At 45.9% G+C, this 25,518-nt stretch carries 19 protein-coding genes, 9 tRNA genes and 2 rRNA genes; 24 read left to right on the top strand and 6 right to left on the bottom strand.

The features are described 5' to 3' along the window. The first annotated feature begins 245 nt into the window (after positions 1-245). The 12 genes from NSU15_RS24015 to NSU15_RS23960 all read left to right on the top strand — a co-directional run bounded on the left by NSU15_RS24015 (position 246) and on the right by NSU15_RS23960 (position 5,331). A 23S ribosomal RNA gene (locus NSU15_RS24015) occupies positions 246-3,173 on the top strand. A 214-nt stretch (positions 3,174-3,387) separates the two neighbouring features. Then, positions 3,388-3,504, top strand: a 5S ribosomal RNA gene (gene rrf, locus NSU15_RS24010). 205 nt (positions 3,505-3,709) lie between these two features. Further along, positions 3,710-4,237 (top strand): AAA family ATPase, encoded by a 528-nt coding sequence (locus NSU15_RS24005; RefSeq protein WP_042130542.1) that lies wholly within the window; start codon positions 3,710-3,712, stop codon positions 4,235-4,237. A gap of 93 nt (positions 4,238-4,330) precedes the next feature. Continuing rightward, a tRNA-Glu gene (locus NSU15_RS24000) sits at positions 4,331-4,405 on the top strand. A gap of 88 nt (positions 4,406-4,493) precedes the next feature. Continuing rightward, positions 4,494-4,569: transfer RNA gene (locus tag NSU15_RS23995), tRNA-Val, on the top strand. A 44-nt stretch (positions 4,570-4,613) separates the two neighbouring features. Further along, a tRNA-Met gene (locus NSU15_RS23990) sits at positions 4,614-4,690 on the top strand. Between the two features lie 26 nt (positions 4,691-4,716). After that, positions 4,717-4,794, top strand: a tRNA-Asp gene (locus NSU15_RS23985). Positions 4,795-4,809: 15 nt separating this feature from the next. Further along, positions 4,810-4,882 (top strand) — tRNA-Lys (locus tag NSU15_RS23980). Between the two features lie 36 nt (positions 4,883-4,918). Continuing rightward, positions 4,919-4,993 (top strand) — tRNA-Gly (locus NSU15_RS23975). 10 nt (positions 4,994-5,003) lie between these two features. Further along, a tRNA-Arg gene (locus tag NSU15_RS23970) sits at positions 5,004-5,080 on the top strand. A 19-nt stretch (positions 5,081-5,099) separates the two neighbouring features. Continuing rightward, a tRNA-Leu gene (locus NSU15_RS23965) sits at positions 5,100-5,178 on the top strand. 80 nt (positions 5,179-5,258) lie between these two features. Next, positions 5,259-5,331, top strand: a tRNA-Lys gene (locus NSU15_RS23960). A gap of 120 nt (positions 5,332-5,451) precedes the next feature. On the opposite strand, the gene NSU15_RS23955 is transcribed toward NSU15_RS23960, so the two are convergent. From NSU15_RS23955 to NSU15_RS23945, 3 genes are all read right to left on the bottom strand, one after another. Beyond that, complete coding sequence (locus NSU15_RS23955; protein WP_076121947.1) at positions 5,452-6,372, bottom strand: aldo/keto reductase; 921 nt, start codon at positions 6,370-6,372, stop codon at positions 5,452-5,454. Positions 6,373-6,592: 220 nt separating this feature from the next. After that, the gene (gene fabV, locus NSU15_RS23950) at positions 6,593-7,783 is read right to left on the bottom strand and encodes an enoyl-ACP reductase FabV (RefSeq protein WP_076121945.1); all 1,191 of its coding nucleotides are present in this window, start codon (positions 7,781-7,783) and stop codon (positions 6,593-6,595) included. 266 nt (positions 7,784-8,049) lie between these two features. After that, positions 8,050-8,985: an aldo/keto reductase gene (locus tag NSU15_RS23945; protein ID WP_339287781.1), complete on the bottom strand. Its 936-nt coding sequence runs from the start codon at positions 8,983-8,985 to the stop codon at positions 8,050-8,052. 184 nt (positions 8,986-9,169) lie between these two features. Between NSU15_RS23945 and NSU15_RS23940 the strand changes: the two genes are divergently transcribed. The 11 genes from NSU15_RS23940 (at position 9,170) to yajC (ending at position 21,390) form a co-directional block, all read left to right on the top strand. Further along, the gene (locus tag NSU15_RS23940) at positions 9,170-10,144 is read left to right on the top strand and encodes an ornithine cyclodeaminase family protein (RefSeq protein ID WP_339287780.1); all 975 of its coding nucleotides are present in this window, start codon (positions 9,170-9,172) and stop codon (positions 10,142-10,144) included. An 11-nt stretch (positions 10,145-10,155) separates the two neighbouring features. After that, entirely contained in the window at positions 10,156-11,319 is a 1,164-nt protein-coding gene (locus NSU15_RS23935; protein ID WP_339287778.1) for a membrane dipeptidase, read from the top strand. Between the two features lie 11 nt (positions 11,320-11,330). Next, on the top strand, positions 11,331-13,457 hold the full coding sequence (locus NSU15_RS23930; protein WP_339287776.1) for a CocE/NonD family hydrolase: 2,127 nt from the start codon (positions 11,331-11,333) through the stop codon (positions 13,455-13,457). A gap of 191 nt (positions 13,458-13,648) precedes the next feature. Next, entirely contained in the window at positions 13,649-14,293 is a 645-nt protein-coding gene (locus NSU15_RS23925; protein ID WP_052414704.1) for a BofC C-terminal domain-containing protein, read from the top strand. A 253-nt stretch (positions 14,294-14,546) separates the two neighbouring features. Then, positions 14,547-15,050 carry a crossover junction endodeoxyribonuclease RuvC gene (gene ruvC, locus NSU15_RS23920; RefSeq protein ID WP_036677679.1) on the top strand — a complete coding sequence of 168 codons (504 nt, stop codon included), beginning with the start codon at positions 14,547-14,549 and terminating at the stop codon, positions 15,048-15,050. Further along, complete coding sequence (ruvA, locus tag NSU15_RS23915; protein WP_042130510.1) at positions 15,047-15,664, top strand: Holliday junction branch migration protein RuvA; 618 nt, start codon at positions 15,047-15,049, stop codon at positions 15,662-15,664. Before ruvC ends, ruvA begins: the two co-directional genes overlap by 4 nt. Before the next feature lie 35 nt (positions 15,665-15,699). Next, positions 15,700-16,707 carry a Holliday junction branch migration DNA helicase RuvB gene (gene ruvB, locus NSU15_RS23910; RefSeq protein WP_042130508.1) on the top strand — a complete coding sequence of 336 codons (1,008 nt, stop codon included), beginning with the start codon at positions 15,700-15,702 and terminating at the stop codon, positions 16,705-16,707. A gap of 32 nt (positions 16,708-16,739) precedes the next feature. Beyond that, a complete protein-coding gene (locus NSU15_RS23905; protein WP_339287774.1) occupies positions 16,740-18,842 on the top strand; it encodes a SpoIID/LytB domain-containing protein in 2,103 nt (700 codons plus the stop codon). 9 nt (positions 18,843-18,851) lie between these two features. After that, the gene (gene queA / locus NSU15_RS23900; RefSeq protein ID WP_339287772.1) at positions 18,852-19,880 is read left to right on the top strand and encodes a tRNA preQ1(34) S-adenosylmethionine ribosyltransferase-isomerase QueA; all 1,029 of its coding nucleotides are present in this window, start codon (positions 18,852-18,854) and stop codon (positions 19,878-19,880) included. Positions 19,881-19,901: 21 nt separating this feature from the next. Continuing rightward, the gene (gene tgt, locus NSU15_RS23895) at positions 19,902-21,038 is read left to right on the top strand and encodes a tRNA guanosine(34) transglycosylase Tgt (RefSeq protein WP_042130504.1); all 1,137 of its coding nucleotides are present in this window, start codon (positions 19,902-19,904) and stop codon (positions 21,036-21,038) included. 43 nt (positions 21,039-21,081) lie between these two features. After that, entirely contained in the window at positions 21,082-21,390 is a 309-nt protein-coding gene (yajC, locus tag NSU15_RS23890) for a preprotein translocase subunit YajC (protein WP_042130502.1), read from the top strand. Between the two features lie 91 nt (positions 21,391-21,481). Here yajC and NSU15_RS23885 read toward each other — a convergent pair whose 3' ends face one another. Together NSU15_RS23885 and NSU15_RS23880 are read right to left on the bottom strand one after the other, a co-directional pair. Then, positions 21,482-22,306 (bottom strand): phosphatase PAP2 family protein, encoded by an 825-nt coding sequence (locus NSU15_RS23885; RefSeq protein ID WP_042130500.1) that lies wholly within the window; start codon positions 22,304-22,306, stop codon positions 21,482-21,484. A gap of 110 nt (positions 22,307-22,416) precedes the next feature. Then, on the bottom strand, positions 22,417-22,809 hold the full coding sequence (locus tag NSU15_RS23880; RefSeq protein WP_042130498.1) for a TIGR04086 family membrane protein: 393 nt from the start codon (positions 22,807-22,809) through the stop codon (positions 22,417-22,419). A 225-nt stretch (positions 22,810-23,034) separates the two neighbouring features. On the opposite strand from NSU15_RS23880, the gene NSU15_RS23875 reads away from it, so the two are divergent. Beyond that, on the top strand, positions 23,035-23,799 hold the full coding sequence (locus NSU15_RS23875) for a DUF421 domain-containing protein (protein WP_042130496.1): 765 nt from the start codon (positions 23,035-23,037) through the stop codon (positions 23,797-23,799). A 5-nt stretch (positions 23,800-23,804) separates the two neighbouring features. On the opposite strand, the gene spoVB is transcribed toward NSU15_RS23875, so the two are convergent. Beyond that, positions 23,805-25,400, bottom strand: coding sequence for a stage V sporulation protein B (gene spoVB, locus NSU15_RS23870; RefSeq protein WP_042130495.1), 1,596 nt, complete (start codon positions 25,398-25,400; stop codon positions 23,805-23,807). Between the last annotated feature and the right edge of the window lie 118 nt (positions 25,401-25,518).

Raw genomic sequence — 25,518 nt, 5'->3', positions numbered from 1 at the left:
TTCTGCAATGAAGACATTCAAATCGGAAGTTAAACTTCCACAATCTCAGGTTTAGGCCTGTTACTCACTCGTTGCTCAGTTTTGAGAGTTTAAGCTCTCAAGTAAGACTTGATCCTTGAAAACTGGATACCGAAACGAATTTGCGTTTTAGAACATCTTTTAGCAACTTGTGCAAACAAGTAAATGTTATTAGTGAGATGATTCCAAGAGAGATATCGTATGATATTTTCCTGCGGAAAAATCAAGGTTAAGCTAATAAGAGCACACGGAGGATGCCTAGGCGCCAGGAGCCGACGAAGGACGTGGCGAACAACGAAACTGCCTCGGGGAGCTGTAAGCAAGCTTTGATCCGGGGGTGTCCGAATGGGGAAACCCAGCTGTGGTAATTCGCAGTTACTCACATCTGAATACATAGGGTGTGTAGAGGCAGACCAGGGGAACTGAAACATCTAAGTACCCTGAGGAAGAGAAAACAATAGTGATTCCGTCAGTAGCGGCGAGCGAACGCGGAACAGCCTAAACCTAAGAGCTTGCTCTTAGGGGTTGTGGGACGTCTCACATGGAGTTACAAAGGAATATGGTAGGCGAAGAGGTCTGGAAAGGCCCGCGATAGAGGTAAAAGCCCTGTAGCCTAAACTGTGTTCTCTCCGAGACGGATCCCGAGTAGTGCGGGGCACGTGAAACCCCGTATGAATCCAGCAGGACCATCTGCTAAGGCTAAATACTACCTGGCGACCGATAGTGAAACAGTACCGTGAGGGAAAGGTGAAAAGCACCCCGGAAGGGGAGTGAAATAGAACCTGAAACCGTGTGCTTACAAAAAGTCAGAGCCCTATTAATGGGTGATGGCGTGCCTTTTGTAGAATGAACCGGCGAGTTACGTTTAACATGCAAGGTTAAGTCGAGAAGACGGAGCCGCAGCGAAAGCGAGTCTGAATAGGGCGACTCAGTATGTGGACGTAGACCCGAAACCGTGTGATCTACCCCTGTCCAGGGTGAAGGTGCGGTAACACGCACTGGAGGCCCGAACCCACGCACGTTGAAAAGTGCGGGGATGAGGTGGGGGTAGCGGAGAAATTCCAATCGAACTCGGAGATAGCTGGTTCTCCCCGAAATAGCTTTAGGGCTAGCCTCGGTATAAGAGTAGTGGAGGTAGAGCACTGATTGGGTGCGGGGTCCGCAAGGATTACCAAGCTCAGTCAAACTCCGAATGCCATATACTTATTGCCGGGAGTCAGACAGTGAGTGCTAAGATCCATTGTCAAAAGGGAAACAGCCCAGACCATCAGCTAAGGTCCCCAAGTGTGTGTTAAGTGGGAAAGGATGTGGAGTTGCACAGACAACCAGGATGTTGGCTTAGAAGCAGCCACCATTGAAAGAGTGCGTAATAGCTCACTGGTCGAGTGACTCTGCGCCGAAAATGTAACGGGGCTAAACACACCACCGAAGCTATGGCTAGATACTATGTATCTGGGGTAGGGGAGCGTTGTATGTGGGTTGAAGGTGTACCGTAAGGAGCGCTGGACAGCATACAAGTGAGAATGCCGGTATGAGTAACGAAAAGATCAGTGAGAATCTGATCCGCCGAAAGCCCAAGGTTTCCTGAGGAAGGCTCGTCCGCTCAGGGTAAGTCGGGACCTAAGGCGAGGCCGAAAGGCGTAGTCGAAGGACAACAGTTTGAAATTACTGTACCACCGTAATCCGCTATGAGCGATGGGGTGACGCAGGAGGGTAGTGACGCGGACTGATGGATATGTCCGTCTAAGCAGTGAGGCTGATGTGTAGGCAAATCCGCACATCGTTAAGGCTGGGCTGTGATGGGGAGCGAAAATTGTAGTAGCGAAGGTCATGATCTCACACTGCCAAGAAAAGCCTCTAGCCAGGAGAAGGTGCCCGTACCGCAAACCGACACAGGTAGGCGAGAAGAGAATTCTAAGGCGCGCGGAAGAACTCTCGTTAAGGAACTCGGCAAAATGACCCCGTAACTTCGGGAGAAGGGGTGCCCCGGTAGTGTGAATAGCACGAGGGGGCCGCAGTGAAAAGGCCCAAGCGACTGTTTAGCAAAAACACAGGTCTGTGCGAAGCCGCAAGGCGAAGTATACGGGCTGACGCCTGCCCGGTGCTGGAAGGTTAAGGGGAGTGGTTAGGGGTAACCCGAAGCTATGAACCGAAGCCCCAGTAAACGGCGGCCGTAACTATAACGGTCCTAAGGTAGCGAAATTCCTTGTCAGGTAAATTCTGACCCGCACGAATGGCGTAACGACTTGGGCGCTGTCTCAACGAGAGATCCGGTGAAATTTTAATACCTGTGAAGATGCAGGTTACCCGCGACAAGACGGAAAGACCCCATGGAGCTTTACTGCAGCTTGATATTGAATTTGGGTACGATCTGTACAGGATAGGTGGGAGCCGTAGAAATCGGAGCGCAAGCTTCGGTGGAGGCGCCGTTGGGATACCACCCTGATCGTATCTAGGTTCTAACCTAGTGCCCTAATCGGGTACGGGGACCGTGTCAGGCGGGCAGTTTGACTGGGGCGGTCGCCTCCTAAAGAGTAACGGAGGCGTTCCAAGGTTCCCTCAGAATGGTTGGAAATCATTCGAAGAGTGCAAAGGCATAAGGGAGCTTGACTGCGAGACCTACAAGTCGAGCAGGGACGAAAGTCGGACTTAGTGATCCGGTGGTACCGCATGGAAGGGCCATCGCTCAACGGATAAAAGCTACCCTGGGGATAACAGGCTTATCTCCCCCAAGAGTCCACATCGACGGGGAGGTTTGGCACCTCGATGTCGGCTCATCGCATCCTGGGGCTGAAGTAGGTCCCAAGGGTTGGGCTGTTCGCCCATTAAAGCGGTACGCGAGCTGGGTTCAGAACGTCGTGAGACAGTTCGGTCCCTATCTGTCGTGGGCGCAGGAAATTTGAGAGGAGCTGTCCTTAGTACGAGAGGACCGGGATGGACGTACCGCTGGTGCACCAGTTGTTTCGCCAGAAGCATGGCTGGGTAGCTACGTACGGACGGGATAAGCGCTGAAAGCATCTAAGCGTGAAGCCCCCCTCAAGATGAGATTTCCCAATTAGTAAGACCCCTTGAAGACGACGAGGTAGATAGGTTGGAGGTGGAAGTGCAGTAATGCATGGAGCTGACCAATACTAATCGGTCGAGGGCTTATCCTAAAAATACCCCAAAAAGTGAAGAAGAAGCTGCGAAGCTAATTCCTAGTACTTTCCGGGGGCCCCGTAAGAAGGGCGAACGCAAATTCAATTCGGATTCAGTTTTCAGGAATCAAGTTCTAACCCATATGGTACTAGTGACCGTATGATGATGAATTTGTTTTCAGCATTTGGCGATGCTGAGACCTGAATAATGCATTTGTACCGCAAATGCCCGTTTGGTGGCGATAGCGGAGGGGTTCCACGCGTACCCATCCCGAACACGACCGTTAAGCCCTCCAGCGCCGATGGTACTTGGACCGAAGGGTCCTGGGAGAGTAGGACGTTGCCAAGCACGCGAGACCACTGTTGAGTAATCGACAGTGGTCTTTTTGTTATACAGAGAACCTGCATGTAAGGGTTTAAAGAAAACAAAAAGAACTAAATCTATTAAATACATTATTACATGAAAGGATTCTTATGATATTGTGATTAATAGAGTCTTAATGAGACTAGTCTTGGCCACTCAAAATATAGATTATTTATGGGGGAGAATCATCTTGATTATATGGATCAATGGAGCTTTTGGTGCGGGGAAGACAGAAACTGCATATCAATTACATCGCAGGCTTCCTAATTCCTTTGTATACGATCCAGAGAATGTTGGGTATTACATAAGAGCAAACATTCCCGATGTGATGACAATAAGTGACTTTCAGGACTATCACCTTTGGCGTGAAATTAATCATTCCATGTTAAAATACATAGTTAGCGAATATAGTGGGACGATTATCGTACCTATGACTATAGTCAACCCAGATTATTGGATAGAGATTGTGGGGAAGCTAATGAATGAAGGAATAGAGGTTCATCATTTCACTTTATGTGCCTCACGAGAGACGCTGCTTAAGCGATTGACTAGTAGAGGTGAGGAGAAGGACTCATGGGCCGTTCAACAGATCGACAGATGCATCACAGGACTGAACCAGGACGTATTCCGAGAGCATTTAGACACGAATAACCGGACTGTTCTTGAAGTCGTGGAGCTTATATCACTCAAGCTAGGCATTACTTTAATGCCTGCTTAGAATAGAAGTGAAAGTATTTTAATTTATGTATTGCTATACTTCGAAATACATGATATAATCTTTTTTGTTGTCAAAACATTTTGTTTTCAATAAGGCCCGTTGGTCAAGGGGTTAAGACACCTCCCTTTCACGGAGGTAACATGGGTTCGAATCCCATACGGGTCACCAATTTCTTTAAAACGTTATTGTTCTTCTGAAATAAAATGTTGCATTACTGATTAGATTGTGTTATGATAATTGAGTTGCTTCTTTACATGGAGGCTTAGCTCAGCTGGGAGAGCATCTGCCTTACAAGCAGAGGGTCGGGGGTTCGATCCCCTCAGCCTCCACCATGAAGCTTTCTTATTGTAATGGATAGTTGAATATTTTTTAATGACGCGGGGTGGAGCAGCCCGGTAGCTCGTCGGGCTCATAACCCGAAGGCCGCAGGTTCAAATCCTGCCCCCGCAACCAATTTTCATCAAGCAATTATATCTTTTGGAACCGTGGTGTAGTTGGCCTAACATGCCTGCCTGTCACGCAGGAGATCGCGAGTTCGAATCTCGTCGGTTCCGCCATTTTTCTTGCTTTATGAGCCATTAGCTCAGTTGGTAGAGCACCTGACTTTTAATCAGGGTGTCGAAGGTTCGAGTCCTTCATGGCTCACTTCTTTAGTGAGTCGGACATCAATACATACCGTATGCGGACGTGGCTCAGCGGTAGAGCATCGCCTTGCCAAGGCGAGGGTCGCGGGTTCGATTCCCGTCGTCCGCTCCATATAAATTTTGCGCCCTTAGCTCAGCTGGATAGAGCGTTTGACTACGAATCAAAAGGCCGGGAGTTCGAATCTCTCAGGGCGCGCCATCTTTTAACTCAATAATTTGCCGGTGTGGCGGAATGGCAGACGCGCTCGACTCAAAATCGAGAGGGAAACCGTGGAGGTTCGAGTCCTCTCACCGGTATCAATTAGCAAGCGAAGCTCTTATGCGTTATGCTAAGAGCTTTTGCTTTTCAAGTTCTATAAGATAAATTATTATATTGTGGACTCTTAGCTCAGTTGGTAGAGCAGTAGACTCTTAATCTATTTGTCCAGGGTTCGAGCCCCTGAGAGTCCATCCTTAAAGGAAACGGCATCTCTGCCGTTTCTTTTTTTTATAAGAGCTGAACAATTTCAATCATAGTCATAAAGAAAAGCCACGAGGTACGATATTAGCGTACTTCGTGGCTTTTGATATTTATGGAAGGATATTACCGGCAGCGCGGTAAATTTCATACCATTCTGGTCTGGTGAGTGTAATATCAGATGCTTTGGCAATATCACGCAAGCGCTGTGTATTGGTTGTACCTACAACAGGCTGCATATTTGCCGGATGTCTGAGAACCCAGGCAATGGCAATAGCAGTATTGGTAACCTCTTTTTCAGCTGCCAAGCGGTTAATGACCTCATTCAATTCAGGGAACTTGTCGTTGTCCAAGAATACACCTTCAAAAAACCCATATTGGAAAGGTGACCATGGTTGAATGGTCATGTCATGTAGACGGCTATACTCCAAAATTCCGCCATCATGGACAACTGAACCGGAATTAGTCATATTCACATTGAAGCCGGTATCAATCATACCAGTGAACATAATGCTCAATTGCAGCTGGTTGAACAGCAGAGGTTGCTTTACATTTTTCTTCAGTAGCTCGATTTGTAACGGGTTCTGATTGCTTACACCAAAATGCTTGACCAATCCCTTACTCTCCAGAATGTCAAAAGCCTCAGCCACTTCTTCCGGCTCGAACAGCGTGTCAGGACGGTGAAGCAGGAGCACATCGATATAATCGGTCTTCAAGCGTTTAAGGCTACCTTCCACGGATTGAAGGATATGCTCTTTGGAGAAATCAAAATAACCGTTGCGGATTCCGCATTTGGTTTGGATCATCATTTTATCGCGCATACCAGGATTGTTCTCGAGTACCCCTGCGAATACTTCTTCCGCTTTGCCAGCTGCGTAAATGTCGGCGTGGTCAAAAAAGTCTATTCCGAGCTCCAACGCACTATGTACATGTATATCAGCCTCTTTTGCAGACAAATCCGCAATCCGCATACAGCCAAGCGAAATTTGGGATACGTCAAGTACACCATTCGCTACACTAATTTTCTTAACCATGAGTGATTCACTCCTTCGAATGTAAGTAGAACTTGCAGTATTCTATCAAACCATATCACAAAGTGGGAGGCTAAGCCAATATGCCCTACGATGTATAGATAGGCAGTATGCAAAGCACAAAAAAAGAGGCTGCCACATCAGTAGAATTCACTACTTTTGCAGACAACCTCTTTTATATATATACGACCATAATTAATATATGGAAGTATACAGTATCTTTTTAGTACATATTCGGAATGTCGACATTCGGATCAATATCAGCTTCGTAGTCTACGCCATCTGTTCTAAAGCCAAACAGATTGAAGAAATCTTGGCGATAGCCTTCCAGATCGGCTAGCTCCCCTGCATTATCGGTTGTCAGCTCGTCCCAACGTTTCATAACCTCTGTTTGGACATCCTCACGCATTTCCCAGTCGTCAATGCGGATCAAGCAGCTTCCGTCAGGAGTAGCCTTGCCTTCACCGTATAGGTGCTCAGAGAACAAGCGATACATTTGTTCAATGCAGTTCTCGTGCAGGCCTTTTTCCTTCATCACTTCATAAAGTGCAGAGATATAAAGAGGTACTACAGGAATCGCTGAGCTGGACTGAGTTACGAGCGCCTTATTAACGGATACAAAGGCACGTCCACCTTTTGCTGAAAGAAGGTCATTCATTTGGATCGCAGTCTGTTCCAGATCGTGCTTGGCTTGGCCAATCGTTCCGTCCCGATAGATAGGGTGAGTGATTTCAGGCCCGATGTAGGAGTAAGCAACGGTAGTAGCACCATCTGCAAGTACATTAGCTGCTTGAAGCTGATCGATCCACATTCTCCAGTCTTCGCCGCCCATTACAGCGATTGTTTGACGTACTTCCTCTTCACTAGCAGGCTCAATGGTGGTCATGGATACTTCACCTGTGTGGAAGTTCAAGGTTTTATTCGAATAAGCTGTACCCACTGGTTTAATAACGGAAGAGAAGGTTTCTCCTGTTACAGGATGGGTACGACGAGGTGAAGCGACACTATAAATAACTAAATCGACAGTGCCATATTCAGCTTTAATCAATTCAATGGTCTTTTCTTTAATAGCATCAGAGAAGGCATCGCCAACTATGCTGTGTGATTTAAGCCCACGCTCTGCTGCTTGTTGTTCAAAGGCAGCGGAGTTATACCAGCCTGCAGAAGCGGTACGCTGACCTTCCGCAGCTTTATCGAAGAACACACCAATGGTATTGGCGCCAGCACCAAAAGCAGCTGATATTCTAGAAGCTAGTCCGTATCCGGTAGAGGCACCGATGACAAGTACATTCGCAGGTCCCTCAATTTTCTTTTGTGCTTTTACATATTCGATTTGTTGTTCTATTTGTTTGGCACATCCCTCTGGATGGGCTGTTGTGCATATGAATCCGCGTGTTTTAGGTTGAATAATCATCAAGGAATTCCCCTTTGTATAAAAATTTAAGTCTACTGATACACAGAGAAAGTATAGCAAACAATATTTACTAATACAAAGAATTTAGGATATTCGATAAGAATTGGCTGCTCTGAATTATTGTTTGTTGGCTAGCTGCACAATCGAGTCTTGATCATTTATTAAGGCTTTTGGACTCCAGTGACGCTATTCCTTAGAAAAGGGGTTGTCCCTGCAGCCATTTCATGACTTCTGGGACAACCCCTTACTTTAGTTATAAGGCGCTATTACGCCTTAAAGATTGAATCAATCGCTCTGATCTCTTCAGATGACAGTTGAACCTTTAGCGTTTCCAGGTTCGATACGATCTGCTCTGGACGTTTAGCACCGGGAATAAGTGCGTCGATAGAAGGTACAGTCAAATACCATGCGAGCACCACATGAGCGACTTCAACACCTTTGGCATCGGCAATTTGGCGAACCTTATCCACTTTCTCCAAGTTTTTAGCAAAAGTCTCCCCTTGGAACAGTGGGTCGTTCTTTCTAATGTCGCTGAATGTATCACCTTGCTTATATTTACCGCCAAGCAGGCCGGATGCAAGAGGGAAATAAGGCACGAAGGAAATACCATGCTCCTGTGTATAAGGGAGCAAATCTTTTTCCGCATCACGATGCAATAAATTGTAGTGGGATTGAAGAACATCTACATGCCCGTCTTTGTTGGCTTCTCTCAGCTGTTCAATGGAGAAGTTGGAGACCCCAATTGCTCTGATCTTTCCTTCATCTTTCAGCTTCTTAAGCTCGCCAACAGCTTCATCTTTAGGTGTGCTTTCATCCGGGAAATGAATATAGTAAAGATCGATATAATCGGTCTGGAGGCGTTTCAGGCTGTCTTCTACAGATTGTCTTAGAAAAGCTGGAGAGTTGTCGATGGTAACCTTATCACCAGTAATCTTGTGAGCACCTTTAGTAGCGATGACCACATTGTCACGGCCGCCTCTTTCTTTCAGTACTTCTCCAATCAGTTCCTCAGATCTACCTGGACCATAAATATATGCGGTATCAATGAAATTGATCCCATGATCAAGAGCGTTGCGAACGATGTTTTTACCAGTCTCATCATTTAAGCCGGGAAATAAATTATGCCCACCAACAGCATTGGCACCCAGTCCGAGAGGGAGTACCTGCAAATTTGTTCTACCTAAAGTTATTTTACTAGACATAATCAATCGTCAGCTCCTTAAAATAGAATATCAACTATATTAAGTATAGCTAATGGCTCGTGGTAAAACAAATTCATGGCTTCCAGCTTTATACATGAATAAATAAAGCGTATAAGTTATGATATAAAGAATAATTTTGCATTCCCACATTTGTTCTCACAATGAAGTAAAGGAGGGTTGTCTTATGCTAGTCATTAATCAAAATGAAGTGACTGAGCTATTAGCAATGGAGTCTTGCATCACAGTGATGGAATCTGTTTTGAAGGACTTGTCCGCTGGACAAGCTGTACAGAGCTTAAGACAAGTACTCCCGCTGCACCAAGGCAACCTGATTGGCTTAATGCCGGGCTATTTGCAGGGTGAAGAAGTAGCAGGAGCCAAAATCATCAGTGTATTCCCAAGCAATCATGGCTCAGGTCTACCTTCCCATCAAGGACTTGTTACGCTATTCGATTCTTCTACCGGTGTTCTGAAAGCCGTAGTAGATGGACTAAAGATTACGGCAATTCGCACAGCGGCTGTTAGCGCAGTAGCCACTCGTTATCTGGCCAGAGAAGATGCTGAAGTGCTTGCCATTCTTGGTACGGGCGAACAAGCCAAAAGCCATCTGGAAGCGATGCTGCTGGTTCGATCCATACGTGAGGTCAGAGTTTGGAGTAGGACACTTGCAAAAGCAAGAGATTTCCAAGCAGAGATGAGCCGTAAATATGGTATGGAGATCGTTGTCGCTGAGTCTGTACAAGAGGCAGTCAGCCCAGCAGATATCATCTGTACCGTAACAGCATCCACAGAGCCTGTACTTAAAGGAGAATGGCTGAAGTACGGTGTTCACATCAATGCGGTTGGAGCGTGCAGACCAGCGGATCGTGAGCTGGATTCGGAGGCCGTCCGGTTAGCTAAGTTGTATGTAGACCGATTGGAATCCACGCATAATGAATCGGGGGATTATTTAATTCCGCTGAACGAAGGCGTGATCACTTCAGGCCATATCATCGGTGAAATGGGTGAACTGATCAGCGGGAGTATCGAGGGCAGAGCTACAGCTGATGAGATCACTCTTTTTAAAGGACTAGGACTTGCCATAGAGGATTTAGCAGCAGCTAACTTCATTTATAATGAAGCAATTAGATTACAAAAAGGGATTGAAATTGCATTTTAAGGAGCGACCACATGATGAGCACATATGAAGGTTTGTATGATTTCAAGTTGACGGAGCTAGAAGAAGAGCGGGCCATACGTTTACATGAGCAGAACATTAATATTGATTTGCTATTTCAAGGTCCCTTATCTCCAAGCGCAATTCCAGAATCTGTGTCCGAAAAAATTAAAGAGCTGTGTGAGCCCTATAAAGATGAGCCGATGGTATACAGCAGTATGCCAGCTAAAATGATCACTAAGCTGTCGGCCAGCGGTGAGATCCCAGAGTATAAAAGTGAATGGTATAAATCAGGAATTACCGCGGGGAACCGGGAACTTCATTTAGAATCCTTTGAAAGCATGATCACTAGCATGGCTGAAGTTCAGCTTCAGTTCGACTCCGCAGATTGGTTAGTTAAAGCTTTAACCGCAGGAGACATACGTGCAGCCAAGCGTAATGGCCATAAGGCGGGTATTATCACGGCGCAAGAAACGGATGGTCTAGGTACGAATCTGGATCTATTAGATGTGTTACATAATTTTGGCTTGAGAATTCTACAATTAACGTATAACAATCAGAATCAGGTCGGTGCAGGCTGTGCAGAACAGTCGAACGCTGGGATTACGAATTATGGAAAAAGGTTCATTGAGCGTCTGAACAAGCTGGGGATCATTGTAGATACGGGACATTGCGGAAAACAGACCACGCTCGATGCTTGCCAGTATTCTAAGACTCCGGTTATTGCTTCACACACAGGTGTAGAGGCCATCTATCCGCATATGCGCTGCAAAAGTGACGAGGAAATTATTGCGATCGCTAAGACGGGTGGAGTGATCGGTATTTTTGCTATGCCATGGTTTGTTCATGAAGACCCTAATCATACAACTATTGATCATGTGCTGGATCATATCGAATATGTAATCCAGCTTGTAGGCGTAGATCATGTCGGAATTGGAACGGATTGGCCGATGAGCGATGTGCTCTGGTCTTTGATCTATTTTAAAGAACATATCGCACCTAAACTAGGTTTCGCCAAAGGAGACGGACCTTCTACTGAAACCGTTGCTGGGCTTGAAAAATATAGTTATTTTATCAACTTTACTAGAGGTCTAGTGGCTCGCGGTTATAAGGATGAGGATATTGCAAAAATCATGGGTAGCAACTGGTTGCGCGTATTTGAAGAAATTTGGGGATAGGGGATAAATAGATGACAACATATTTGAACACAACTACATTTAACTTCTACTGTTCGGGCATTTATTCAGGGAAAATACATTTTACGGAACAACAGATCATGCTCGCCAAGGTTGATCCACGTAGACGAACACAAATGCAGTACAACGTGTTGGATAGCCAGTTCAAGACCGTTCTTCCATTTCAGAAAATCCATGAACATATAGACGCTTATGCTAAAGCAAAATGGGTCAATGATGAGGTAGTTCTAAGTAACGGTGATCTTTATCAAAAGCATATTCAGTATCAGGCTGTAATGGATGGCCGTGAGCTTACTTCACAAGTATGGGCGCTGCGAAATGAGACGGCACTGGATATCGTGACCTTGGACGGTGAGATTATTGCTTTTCTTACGCCGAATCGGTATGGCATCGAGCTGATTGTTAAAGCAGGATATGAGAAGCTGACGCCTTTGGTTGTTTATGATGATCCCCTTTTGTCCAAACCAGAGTATGGTGTGAATGATTTGGGTACGGATCTGATTCCGATGCGCGACGGTGTGAGATTAGCGACGGATGTATTTCTACCTGAAGGCATTCAGCCGGGAACCAAGCTTCCGACGATTCTGGTAAGAACCTGTTATGACCGTAACGGGAAAAAAGAGATTTTTATGAGATGGGCCAACAAAGGTTATGCCGTGGTGTCGCAGGACGTTAGAGGCCGTGCGGATTCGGAAGGGGAATTGATCCCTTTTTATAATGAACGGGATGATGGCTATGATACGATCGATTGGATTATCGCGCAGGAATGGTCGGACGGAAATGTTGGCATGTGGGGCGCGTCCTATCTGGGCTTTGTGGTTGTCTCAGCGGCGACCAGCGGGCACCCCAATTTAAAGGCTGTTGTGGATGAAGTGAATGTCGGCTCACCGTTTGTAGATACGGCGCGTAAGGGTGGAACGCTTTGCTCTTGGCCACTCTTGTCTTGGACGCTTGCACAATCTGTAGGCACCCGAACGGATTTTGATATTTTTGGGGGCATTACGGTGAACCCAGAAGCGGCCGTCGATGCAAGACCGATTAAGGAGATTCCTCAACAAATGATCGGTAAAGCATCCGGACCATGGGATCTATGGAGCCAGCATCCGGAGTATGATGATTTCTGGAGAAACTGTACCTTTACAGAGCGTGGGGATCAGGTGCAGGTCCCTATGTATGTAATCTCAGGCTGGTATGACGGTGACAGCCCTGGTGTATCGGAGACTTGGAGAATGCTGACTGAACACGATGTGCCGAATCGCAAAATCCGTTTAGGAGCTTGGGAGCATGGTCCAAACCGGGCCAGAGACTATGAGGGTGTAAGCTTCGGCAATGATGCAGTGGTTTATGATTATGATGTTTCTGTATTGCGCTGGTTTGACCGCTTCCTCAAAGGCATTCCGAACGGAATAGATCAGGAGCCTAGAGCCTCTTATTATGTCGTTGGTGAGAATCAGTGGAGAACATCGGAGGATTGGACACCGGTTGAAGCAACAACTACGCCGTTTTACCTTTCCAGTGGTGGCCGGGCTAATTCAGGACAAGGAGATGGGAAGCTGCTTACAGCGCCAGAGGAGCATTCACCAGAAGATACTTATGTCTATAACCCAAATGATCCTATGGATGATAGCGGGGAACGAGAGCCTGAAAACTTGAGGAAATATGAGCTGCGAAATGATATTCTTGTGTACACTAGTGAGGTGTTGACAGAAGAATTAACTATAGCTGGCGAATTGTCTGCTATCATCTACGCTGCCAGCACAGGTAAGGATACGGATTGGGTAGTTACGCTTAGTGATGTAAATGAACAAGGAGACTCTATCAGGTTATCTAACTATATTGTCAGAGCAAAATATCGTCTCGGGTTTGATGCACCAGAACTGCTCACTCCTGGCCAAGTGGAGGAATACGATATTTTCATGCCGAATATTGCTCACAGATTTGCGGTAGGACACCGAATTCGTTTCTCGATTACCTCGTCCAGTAAATTCGTTGCTTTCCCTAATACGAATACTGGCGGTAACCCGTATGAAGATACAGAGGCGATTACAGTGCTGCAGACGGTTTACCATAATAGTGAATATCCAAGCCATGTGAAGCTGCCGGTTATTCCTAACGCCTGAACTATACTGTAAGGTCAACCTTGTAATTGTAATAAAATATCGATTATTCACAGAAAAGCGCATAAATGATCCCTTCTCAGGTCACAATAGGGAAAAACCAGAATGAAGGGATTAACGTGTCGCGCATAAAAAAACAACTTTGGCAGCGATGGAGACGTTGGAAAAAAGCGCTTTGGGTAGGAGCAGCTTGTGTGGCTTTTACTTTACTAGCTTGGCGCAGTATGCAGGTGCCTGAGGAAATCAGTGGGCTGCTGACGAATTCTAGCTTGGCGGATAGTACTGAAAGTGAATTGGCCGCAGCTGTGTTTAAAGTAGGCGTGGACAGCGGTGAGGAGAAAGAGAAGGCTGCTTTAAATAACGAACAACTGTTGCAGACAATCACTCAAAGCGGACTCAGTAGAACCGTTCATTTAAAAATATCGTATGTATCCGGGGAAGAAATTCAGACATTGCCGGGTGTAAAGAACCCGCTTCAGCTTAAGAAAATTATTAACGAACACCCTGCTTGGAACGGTTGGATCAGCAGCGAGGGAGATTTGTGGCTGGAACAAAAAGTGAATGATCTCTCGACCCTTACGAAAAAAGAAGCCTACATCGGTGTCGATGCTTTTGGAAATTTGAAATTATTTAAAGGACCCCCGGTGCAGGAAAAGGTTTTGAAGACTTTTTTTCAAATGGATATGGGTTCCTTAAAGTCCTCTTTACCGGAAAATATGTGGAAAGAGCTTCATGAAGGCATTCGTGTGCAGGATATAGAGGAGTACAACAGCGTGTTGTCCACCTTCAGTGACTATGCGCGTGAGGCTGCCGAACATGTAATGCAGAACAAGCAATAGCATTAAAAGCATACGAGCTGTCCTAAAGTCATTATTAATGGCTATAGGGCAGCTTTTTTTTGCAAATATAAGAAAGTGTAAAGTTCCCATTGTAGGCCTAAAGTTGTCATTTCGCATCAAAGGGTAAACTTTTTTTCTCCCGGAAGGGGTATTTTTGCTATAATGGTTTGAAGGAATACATATGTTCGCTTCATTGCGGAGTAATGGATGAAAACGGTGGAATAAACTGCCTGTTATAGAGGAGAGATCGTGCTTGCGCATTTTGGGAATTGATCCAGGGCTGGCGATTGTCGGTTTTGGCTTTGTAGATAAGGAAGGTCATAAGTTGACTCCGGTCCAATATGGTTGTATCCAGACTGAGGCTCATACGCCTGAGGAAGAACGTTTGCTGCATGTCTATGAAGGCATGGGTCAGCTCATTGATAAATATAAACCTGATGCTGTAGCGATAGAGAAGTTGTTCTTCGCACGTAATGTTACAACCGCATTGCCAGTAGCGCAGGCCCGCGGAGTAACGATATTAGCTGCTGTACAGCGCGGCCTACCCGTCTCGGAATATACACCGATGATGGTGAAGCAGGCTGTTGTTGGTTATGGTAAGGCAGAGAAGCGGCAGGTACAGGAAATGGTGAAGCTGTTGTTGAAATTATCGGCGATCCCTAAACCGGATGATGTAGCGGATGCACTTGCGGTAGCGGTATGTCATGCCCATTCGAGCAGTCTTAATTCTAAATTAAATGAGGTATTGCGAAAATGATAGATTTCTTAAGAGGACCCGTCGTTCATTTGGAGTCAGAATATGTGGTGCTGGATGTACAAGGAGTAGGCTATCGGGTGTTCTGCCCGAACCCTTATACTTTTGCTAAAGTAGAAGGGCCTGTAACGATCTATATTCACTATCAAACACGTGAGGATGCTACGCTGCTGTTCGGGTTCCCGACACGGGAGGAGCAAAGATTGTTCCGCAAGTTGATAGAGGTATCTGGGATCGGTCCGAAGGTTGCACTCGGAATACTGACAGGTGGAACTCCAGATCAGTTGATTTCGGCAATTTACCAAGAGAATATCACCTTCCTAACGAAACTGCCGGGCATTGGCAAAAAAACGGCGCAGCGGATGATTCTAGATTTGAAGGATAAGCTGGACGGACTCAGTATGGCCTCGATGCAAACGGGATTATTTGCAGTGCCGATGGAAGAAAGGGCGGATGGGTTAGCTTGGCAAGAAGCTAGAGATGCTCTTAAAGGATTGGGTTATACCGAAAGTGAATTGGATCGCGTGTGGCTCGCTATGAAGAAAGAGGGAGCAGAGACAGGGACTGTAGATGTGTTAATGAAGAAAGCACTGGGGCTGTTATACATTGCTAAATAAAGCCGAACACATCCTGAAGAAAGGGAGCGATAGGAATGGATGACCGGATCATATCCGCAAATTTGATGATGGACGAGCAGGCCGTAGAATTAAGCTTACGCCCTCGTTATCTGGGAGAATATATCGGACAGAATCAGGTAAAAGAAAACCTGAAAATATATATCGAAGCGGCCAAAATGAGAAGTGAAGCGCTGGATCATGTGCTGCTTTACGGGCCTCCAGGTCTCGGTAAAACAACACTTGCGAACATTATCGCCAATGAGCTGGGTGTGAATTTACGAACCACGTCCGGTCCTGCTATAGAGCGGCCGGGAGATCTAGCCGCCCTGCTGACGAACCTGCAGGAAGGCGATGTGCTGTTCATCGATGAAATTCACCGCTTGCACCGGACGGTGGAGGAGGTTATGTATCCGGCGATGGAGGACTTCGCGCTGGACATCATGATCGGCAAAGGACCAAGTGCCCGTTCGGTACGATTGGATCTGCCGCCTTTCACACTTATAGGTGCTACCACCCGTGCTGGGCTGTTGTCAGCGCCACTGCGTGATCGCTTCGGAGTGGTCAGCCGCTTGGAGTACTATACGATAGATGAGCTGAGCTACATTGTGGCTCGAAATGCAGATCTTTTAGGGATTGAGATTATCGGTGATGCGGCGGAAGAGATAGCGCTTCGTTCCCGGGGAACGCCGCGGATTGCGAACCGACTATTGAAACGGGTTCGTGATTTTGCTCAAGTGCGCGGAGACGGGATTATAACCCCTGAGATTTCTGGGGAAGCCCTGAGGATGCTACAAGTAGACCCACGCGGGTTGGATAGCATCGATCACAAGATGTTAAGAGCAATGATTTCAAGCTTTCGTGGCGGTCCTGTAGGGCTGGATACGATTGCTGCCACAATTGGTGAGGAAAGTCAGACGATTGAGGACGTTTATGAGCCCTATCTGCTGCAGATCGGATTCTTGCAGCGGAGTCCTCGTGGAAGAATTGTAACCCCGGCCGCTTATCATCACTTAGGCCTTCCGCTCCCTCCGGAGCAGCACTGAGTCAGTAACTACATTCAAAAGGAGGATGCTGGATGAAGCATACGAAGATGAAATGGAGAGGTATAGCTCCACTAAGCAAAGGATTGCTAGCAGCTGCAATTGCTGTGGGAAGTCTCTTGATCCCTGCGGGTGCCAGTCATGCCGATTCTAATAGTACGATACGAGTTGCCCTTTATGCCGATATTGGTAGTAAATATAAATCTACCGTGCCAGTAGTAACTATGCAATCAACACAAAGCTTTACTTTGATGTCAAACCAACCAGGGAGCGCTCCTTTGTTATCGGTGCCTGCGCAGAGCAGAATTCGTGTTAGTGTGGATGGTTATAGAGTGAAGGTAATGGAGACTTCAAGCTGGAAAACAGCTGCTGATGCGGCTAAAAAGCTTCAGTCTACTTCTGATAAGCCTCAGATTTTTATGATTTCTAGAAATGGAACCAATGTGTACCAGTTGTATACAGGGGTCTATGCCAGTGAAGCTGCTGCCAAGGATGGGCTTGCCCGTGTTGCAAAGGCAGGGCTCGGTATTCCTGCTGATCAAACCCCTGCAGTGAAAGGCGATAAGCATTTATCGGCGGGTCGCTATTCTTCGGAACAAGAAGCTGATAGTGCTCTGAGTAGTATTACAGCTGCTGGTTTTGATGCATGGAAGGTGTTATTGTCGGGAAGTGATGGCAGCGCTCAGTATGAAGTATGGGTTGGCGAAGCTGCGAACGATAAAGATTTGGCTGCTGTTCAGACTGCAGTGTCTGCAGCATTGCCGCAGCTGGCTGGATCTGCTGCGACTTCACCCGGGTTAATGTTGCGTGTAGATGCTGGGCTTGATTTTAGCAATGAAATACAGGCTAATCATTATATGGTTTCCGGAAATGATGCTAAGTTTTTGGCAGTTGGCAATGAGGCTGGAATTCAGCTCGAAGAAAGATCCAAGCGTACCTACCGTGGAAATATGGAGCTAAGTAATTTGAGAGGCTCTCTAGCGGTTATCAATGAAGTGCCACTGGAACAATATTTGTACGCAGTGGTTGGAGGAGAGGTTTCCTCCAGCTGGCCGGATGAAGCTCTAAAGGCTCAGGCTGTCGCCGCCCGAAGCTATGCAATGGCGCAAGGCAACCGTTTTGATGTAGCGAATGTAGTAGATTCTACATTGAGTCAGGTATATAACGGAATTGGATCAGAGGCTCCTGTCATTATTAAGGCTGTGGATGCTACTGCTGGTGAAGTGTTGATGAGTGGCGGCAAAGTTGTGGAGGCTGTGTTCTCCTCGAACAGTGGCGGTGTAACAGCTGATCCATCGGAGGTATGGGGAAATGGTGGAGATGCATTCGCCAGTGTTCCCAGCAAAGAGGATGTCGCAGCTACCGCGACCGCTAAGAAGTGGTATTATTTACTGCTCGCTAATGGCACCTCAGGATACGCACGTGAGGATAACATTAAATTGACAGGGAATAAAACTGCAGCGGGACTGGACATCGCGACAGCTACCACTAAAGATGTCAATGTACGACCCCTTCCTGCTGTTGAAAGTAGTGTAAGTGCGGTAGGTAAGTTGAATCCAGGCGAGAATGCAGTTGTTCTGGATAAAGTTTATGAGTCCGGCAGCTATAGCTGGATCAAAGGGCCATATACCTCTGCCGACCTTCTAAAAAGCTTGCAGGGTAAAACAACCAGCACGCTCCCTTCCAGCATTCTTAATTTGCAGGTTACTCAGCGCGGTCCTTCTGGAAGAGCGATTCAGGTGAAAGCAAATGGTCAGTCTCTGGATGTGAAATATCCTGATATGTTCCGTTCTGCGTTTAATGGATTGCCAAGTACATTGTTTGATATTGTACCAGCCGGAAGTTATACTGTATTAGGCGCTGACGGTACTACTAGCACGATTGGAAGTTCACAGAGCGCAGGTGTACTCTCTGCATCAGGTAAGGTTAATGTAAACGGCAGTGGAACTGTAGTGATGGGCGGGGATTCATCAGCCAGAGCGATTACTAACAGTTCGGGCTTTCTATTCATTGGCCAAGGATACGGTCATGGTCTAGGCATGTCACAATGGGGCGTAAAAGGCATGGCTGACAGCGGGTATGATTACAAGCAGATATTGCAACACTATTATCAGAACGTTACTATAGTTAAGGAATGAAGACAGACCATGAATGTAGACGCATATGATTTTCATTTGCCGGAAGAATTAATTGCCCAGACACCACTCTCTGACCGTAGCTCTTCTAGACTACTCCTAGTAAATAAGGAGGATGGGGCGCTGGCTCACCGGCATTTTACCGATATTATTAATTATTTTCAACCGGGAGATACGCTCGTTCTGAATGATACGAGAGTCATTCCTGCCAGATTGTTTGGGGTTAAAGAAGATACGGGAGCTAAGGCTGAAGTGCTTCTTCTAAAGAATTTGGGAGACGATCGATGGGAAGCGCTTGTTAAGCCGGGCAAGAAGCTTAAGACAGGAGCGGTTATCATCTTTAGTGATGAGCTTCGTGCTGTTATCGAGGACGAGGCTGATATGGGCGGCCGAACGCTTCGCTTCATTTATCAGGGTATTTTCCAAGAGATTTTGGACAGGCTGGGAACGATGCCACTGCCTCCTTATATTAAGGAAACACTGGATGATCGTGAACGATATCAGACCGTTTATGCTAAGCATGAGGGATCGGCAGCTGCTCCTACAGCAGGGCTTCATTTTACCAAAGAACTGTTGGAACAGATTGAGGCAAAGGGTGTAAATATCGCTTATATCACACTTCATGTGGGTCTCGGTACGTTCCGTCCGATGTCTGTTGAGAAGGTTGAAGAGCATGTTATGCATTCAGAGTATTTTGTAATGTCTCAAGAAACAGCAGACACTATAAATGCTACCAAGGAACAAGGTGGCCGCATTATTGCGGTTGGAACGACTTCTTGTCGGACACTTGAGACGGTCGGAAGACAATGTGAAGGCGGTCCGCTTGTTGAATGTAGTGGTTGGACGGATATTTTCATCTATCCGGGATATAAGTTTAGTGTAGTCAATGCGTTAATTACTAATTTTCATTTGCCGAAGTCAACTTTGGTAATGTTGGTTAGTGCTTTGGCAGGTCGGGAACATATTTTAGCTGCTTATGAAGAAGCGATAAAACAGAAGTACCGGTTTTTTAGCTTTGGAGATGCAATGTTTATTTACTAAGGTAAGAGGATGGGTTAACTTATGGCAGCAATTACTTATGAGCACATCAAAACGTGCAAACAATCAGGAGCAAGACTTGGAAGAGTCCACACTCCACACGGTGTGATTGAGACACCTGCATTTATGCCTGTCGGCACACAAGCCACAGTCAAGACAATGAGTCCTGAAGAACTGAAAGAAATGGATGCTCATATTATTTTGAGTAATACGTACCATCTATTCCTGAGACCGGGACATGATATCGTTCGTGAAGCAGGCGGACTGCACAAGTTCATGAACTGGGACCGTCCTATTCTGACGGATAGCGGCGGGTTTCAAGTATTCTCGCTCAGTGACATGCGCAAGATCACAGAAGAAGGCGTTCATTTCCGTTCTCATCTAAATGGGGACAAGAAGTTCTTGTCTCCTGAAGTAGCTATGGAGGTTCAAAACGCACTTGGCTCTGATATCATGATGGCATTCGATGAGTGTCCACCATTCCCAGCTGAATATGATTACGTGAAAAAATCATTGGAGCGTACAACACGCTGGGCGGAACGTTGCCTGAAAAGTCATGCTCGTCCGAATGATCAAGGTCTATTCGCTATCGTGCAAGGTGGTATGTATGAGGATCTTCGCCGTCAGAGTGCGGCTGATTTGACTTCCATGGATTTCCCGGGGTATGCTATTGGGGGGCTCAGCGTCGGAGAGTCCAAGCAGCTAATGTATGAAGTGCTGGATTATACAGTTCCCCTGCTGCCACAAGGAAAACCTCGCTATTTAATGGGCGTTGGTTCACCGGATGCACTGCTGGAAGGATCAATCCGGGGAGTGGACATGTTTGACTGTGTTCTGCCTACTCGTATTGCTCGAAATGGAACAACGATGACCAGTCAGGGAAGACTCGTTGTACGCAACGCAAAGTATGCCCGCGATTTTGGGCCGCTTGATCCGGAGTGCAATTGCTACACATGCCGGAATTATTCCCGCGCTTATTTGCGCCATCTAATCAAAGCCGATGAAACCTTCGGACTAAGATTGACGACATACCATAACTTGCACTTCCTGTTGGATTTGATGCGTAAAGTGCGTGAAGCCATTAAGGAAGATCGGCTGCTTGATTTTCGCGATGAGTTTTTCGCAAAATACGGATTATATGATAATCTTAAAGGCTTCTAGGTTGAATTTAATGCCTTAATGTACTTTGAAAGGGGGGAGAAATATGTTTCAATATGCAGCAGCAACAGGTGGAGGTAGTATACTAGGTCTTGTAGGTCCATTTGTACTTATGTTTGTAGTATTCTACTTCTTGCTGATTCGTCCGCAACAAAAGAAGACCAAAACTCGTAATGCGATGTTAAAGGCTTTGAAAAAGGGTGACAAGATCGTCACAATTGGTGGTCTTCACGGTACGATCATGGAAATCTCCGATGATATCGTGGTTCTACGGGTTAATGATGTAACTAAACTGACCTTTGATCGCGGTTCCATTAGTCACTCCGTTGCGACGGATGTGGAGGAGAAAGTATAGTTTTATCAGTATTAACTACATAAAAAGCGGTGTCTCTCTTTATGAGGGACACCGCTTTTTTGACTTTCATTTTTCAAAGTGATCTATTCGTTTAACGCATATCCGTTATTCGGCTGCGAACTGTGAGTGATTCTTCACGTCCCCGTAAAGTCAATTTGGCAAGCTGAACACCAACTGTAGAAGCCAAGACTGCTAGCAGAGTGCCGCCTATCATATCTGTAAGCCAATGAATGCCTAGATAGAAAATACCAAAGACGATTACGACTGCGGAAATACTCGTAATGACCATCCAGCGGCGGTTTCCTGAACGGAATGCCAGTAGTGCCATTGTAACGGAAATGGACGTATGTAGACTCGGGAAGCAGTTGTTGAGACCGGATAGAGGGCGGTACTCTTGCTCAAACTTCGGAAATACATCCAGCATAGTAAACCTAACACCTGCAGGTACATAGGACCATACCTCATTTACAGGGAAATATAGGTAGAATGGAATCGCTACGGCATAGTTAATGATTATAGCATAGCAGGTTGCGTACAGCATCACACGGTTCTTATCTAACAGATAAACACCTAGAGAAGCTGCTAGTACAGATTGAAGCATGAAAATGTAGAAGAAAACTATGATAGGCGTTAGCCATGGACTATAGAATATATCCTGAACAGCTTGGACAAAATGCCCCTCTAATCCAAATACAAAGGATGTATAATCTGAGGCAAGATGCATTTTTTCTTCAATTTGCAGTTCATATTTATTCAAGACCAGTACACCAAACATTCCTGCCATCAGTAGCAAAAACTTATAGGATCGCAGCATCTCTCTCCCAATTTCAACTAATGCCATGATGGGATTACGACGAGCGCCAATCCATACTAATATCACTACTAATGCAACTGTGTACAAAACAATATGGTTCATTGATTGGTAAAACAAAGCATTCGAAGCCTCCTTGATTCTCTTTATGAAGTCAGATGATCACAGTTTAACATATTTTCAAGGAATGTTTCGAATTTAATGAAATAATAATTTTAGCTTTTCTGTAAATTAACCCCAAACATTCCGCCAAGCGCTCCAATTGCTGCAGCAGCCAGCACCCAAAGAAGATCAACACCAGAAGGTGAGCTATCCAGAGCCAGAAATCCAATTAGCAGAACGATAATCCCGTAAAAGACTCCTGTAAGACTTCCCTGATACCAGCCTTTGTTCGTGGCTCTGCGACCGGCGGTTAGTCCTCCGAATGCTGCGGCTATGCCGTGTACTATATAAGTGTACATTGAGAGATCTTGCTCCTTGAGACCGCTGCCCCATAATAAAAGAGAGAGGACAAACGCGCCAAACAGCATCCAAAGGAAGGATCGACATAGACCAGATAACACAGGATTGGCTATTCTCCATGAGAACAGGCGCCGGATTAAATACATGGTACAACCTCCTAAAGTTTTTTTAGAAAAATAATCTACATAAGTTATTATTCATTGTATGGGGAGGCTTGCCCCAATAGTACAAGAATGGGCATTGCAGCCTTTTTACCATTAATTAATATGTTCGCTTCCGAATGTTCCCTGTGCTGAGCGGTCAGAATAGGGTTACATTAATCCGCCCGAGAAAACAAGTCTGCGGGTGAGAGTGGAGGGGAGCGAAGCTATATGTCCCAGCATATCACTACCCATATTTTCTTGACCGTGCTGATGTATTTCTTCATATTCCTGTGCATGCGTATCATGGGGAAGAGGGAAATCGGTAAGTTATCTGTATTTGATCTAACGATCTCAATTATGATTGCTGAGATTGCTGTTTTTGTGATCGAGGATATTAATCGCCCGATTTACGAAGGTCTGGTTCCGATGGCCACATTGGTTATCATTCAGGTTGTGGTTGCTCAGCTCAGTCTTAAGAGCAGAAAGATTCGGCTGTTAATGGACGGTAAACCAAGCATACTTATTTCTGGAGGCAAGCTGCACCGGGGAGAGATGCGTAAACAAAGGTACAATATTGATGATCTGCTGCAGCAATTGCGAGGTCAGAACATAGCTAGTCCTGCAGATGTGGAATTTGCGATTCTGGAGCCCAGTGGTCAGCTTACCGTTTTTGAAAAAGACAAAGGACTTTCATCTTCCAATCAAACAGGCAATAGCAGTTCAGTTGCTGAGAACAATAAGAACGATGAGGATGCAGATGTAAGCAGTCAGAAAGTAAAGCTGCCAAAGAACAAAATCAGATATGAAGGGCTTCCTATTCCACTGATTATGGATGGAAAGGTCCAGGATCATAATTTAGAGATGATAGGGAAAACAAGGTTCTGGCTGAGAACCCAGATTCGCCAAAAGGGAGTATCAGATTTCCGGGATGTATTTCTTTGCTCCATTGATCATAAAGGCCGAGTGTATGTTGACCGTTTGGATAACAGATAACCATTCTAAAGCCAGCGCTTAATGAACGGCAGTCGATCCAAATCACGAAGTGAGATAAGGCCAGCTAATAGACTGATACCGAAATACAGGGCCATTCCTATCGCAGAGGCAAATAAAAATTGAATCCATTGTGCATCTGCAATGGGAATGGAGATGTATACATAACGCACGCCCGCTCCCATAATGATCATCGCACATAAGGTCTTAATGGTATCAGTTATTCGTAAGGATAATGAAATTAGGCTGACCACGCTGTACCCGTGCAGTAGAGTAACAAGAACACTGTTCACAATTATGGCAATGATTGCACCGTAGATTCCGTAATCAGGCTGTGAAGCTAATATAACAATCAAAATGATTTTGACTACTGCCCCAATAAGGGTATTGATGAGTGCCCTGCCCGGTTTGTCCATAGCTTGAAGCGCAGCTTGTAAGGGGGCTTGAACATAGAGGAACAAAGCGAAAGGGGCCATCAGTTTTAGCATTGGAGCGGTGTCCGCATTGCCGTATAACAAATTACATAGTGGGACCGCCAAGACATACATAAGAACAGCAAAGGGAGCGCCAGTTACCAGAGCGAGTCGAAGGGCTTGATGCATTCGTTTGTGAATGGTAGGCAAGTCCTTTCTCGCGGCAGCCTCGGATAAGGATGGGACCAAAGACACCGCAAGGGAGGAGGTCAAAGCTCCGGGAAGTAACAGTAATGGAATCACCATTCCCTGTAAAGACCCATACTGCGCAGTCGCTGCGGCTGTTGCGATTCCTGCCAATGCAAGACTACGTACGGTAATTATAGATTCCAGTAGATAGGAAAAAGAGCCCACAAGTCGGCTTGCCGTTACAGGAATAGATACACCTAGTAAACGCCGCAGTATGGGGGAGGTTGATTTTACAGCTTCTGGATTAGAGGGTATACTGTCCTGTTCGACCGGCTGCTGCTCTAGGAAGGGGGTTGTTTTTTTATCTTTTTTCGTGATGACATAATATTGCCACAGAATGGCTAACATTCCACCAATCTCTCCCACAGTTACACCGAGCATCGCCCCTGCAGCAGCTAAAGCGATACCTTTAGGTAGCAGAAGCCAAGAGAACCACAGCATAAAAAATATTCGCACGATAGACTCAAAAACCGAAGAAAGTGCGGAAGGAATCATGTTCTGCCTGCCTTGGAAATAACCACGGTAGATCGCAGATACAGCAACAATTCCAATCATTGGGATCATGGCAATAAAAGTATAATAAACTCGGCGGTCTGTTAAGAGCACATTGGAGACCCATGAAGCACTGACCAGCGCAACAATGGTAAAGAAGATCCCTAGTCCGACACTAAGGGTAAGGCCAGTCCGTAAAATTTGCCGCGATTTCTCAGGGCGGTTCTCTCCCTCAGCTTCCGCCACCATTTTAGCAATAGCCAGAGGAATACCACCTGTAATGACAGTAACCAGCACGAGAAAAAAAGGATACACGAGCTGATATAGACCCACGCCCTCTGCTCCAATGATGCGCGGCAAAGCAATTCGGGGTATAAATCCAAGCATTCGATTAATGATGCCGGCGGCAAGCAAGATTAAAGTTCCTTGAATAAAGCTCTGTTTCCTCAAAGGTCACGCCTTCTTCCCCAAATGAAATGAAACGCTGGCCAACTTGTCTATTCTTATGGATATGCTGTACCCCTATCCCTGCATGCCTTGTTTTAGTAGTTGTAACTTTTTGTGACGG

Origin of the sequence: Paenibacillus sp. FSL E2-0201, assembly GCF_037963325.1 — a bacterium.
Taxonomy (GTDB): Bacteria; Bacillota; Bacilli; order Paenibacillales; family Paenibacillaceae; genus Paenibacillus_AQ.
Note: the sequence above shows the minus strand (reverse complement) of the source record. Positions and strands in the feature narration are given on the sequence as shown.

Bases quoted from the DNA above. Each gene is read 5' to 3' on its own strand.
- NSU15_RS23955 (WP_076121947.1), bottom strand. From the start codon at position 6,372: ATGGTTAAGAAAATTAGTGTAGCGAATGGTGTACTTGACGTATCCCAA.
- fabV (WP_076121945.1), bottom strand. From the start codon at position 7,783: ATGATTATTCAACCTAAAACACGCGGATTCATATGCACAACAGCCCAT.
- NSU15_RS23945 (WP_339287781.1), bottom strand. From the start codon at position 8,985: ATGTCTAGTAAAATAACTTTAGGTAGAACAAATTTGCAGGTACTCCCT.
- NSU15_RS23940 (WP_339287780.1), top strand. From the start codon at position 9,170: ATGCTAGTCATTAATCAAAATGAAGTGACTGAGCTATTAGCAATGGAG.
- NSU15_RS23935 (WP_339287778.1), top strand. From the start codon at position 10,156: ATGATGAGCACATATGAAGGTTTGTATGATTTCAAGTTGACGGAGCTA.
- NSU15_RS23930 (WP_339287776.1), top strand. From the start codon at position 11,331: ATGACAACATATTTGAACACAACTACATTTAACTTCTACTGTTCGGGC.
- ruvA (WP_042130510.1), top strand. From the start codon at position 15,047: ATGATAGATTTCTTAAGAGGACCCGTCGTTCATTTGGAGTCAGAATAT.
- ruvB (WP_042130508.1), top strand. From the start codon at position 15,700: ATGGATGACCGGATCATATCCGCAAATTTGATGATGGACGAGCAGGCC.
- NSU15_RS23905 (WP_339287774.1), top strand. From the start codon at position 16,740: ATGAAGCATACGAAGATGAAATGGAGAGGTATAGCTCCACTAAGCAAA.
- queA (WP_339287772.1), top strand. From the start codon at position 18,852: ATGAATGTAGACGCATATGATTTTCATTTGCCGGAAGAATTAATTGCC.
- tgt (WP_042130504.1), top strand. From the start codon at position 19,902: ATGGCAGCAATTACTTATGAGCACATCAAAACGTGCAAACAATCAGGA.
- yajC (WP_042130502.1), top strand. From the start codon at position 21,082: ATGTTTCAATATGCAGCAGCAACAGGTGGAGGTAGTATACTAGGTCTT.
- NSU15_RS23885 (WP_042130500.1), bottom strand. From the start codon at position 22,306: ATGAACCATATTGTTTTGTACACAGTTGCATTAGTAGTGATATTAGTA.
- NSU15_RS23880 (WP_042130498.1), bottom strand. From the start codon at position 22,809: ATGTATTTAATCCGGCGCCTGTTCTCATGGAGAATAGCCAATCCTGTG.
- NSU15_RS23875 (WP_042130496.1), top strand. From the start codon at position 23,035: ATGTCCCAGCATATCACTACCCATATTTTCTTGACCGTGCTGATGTAT.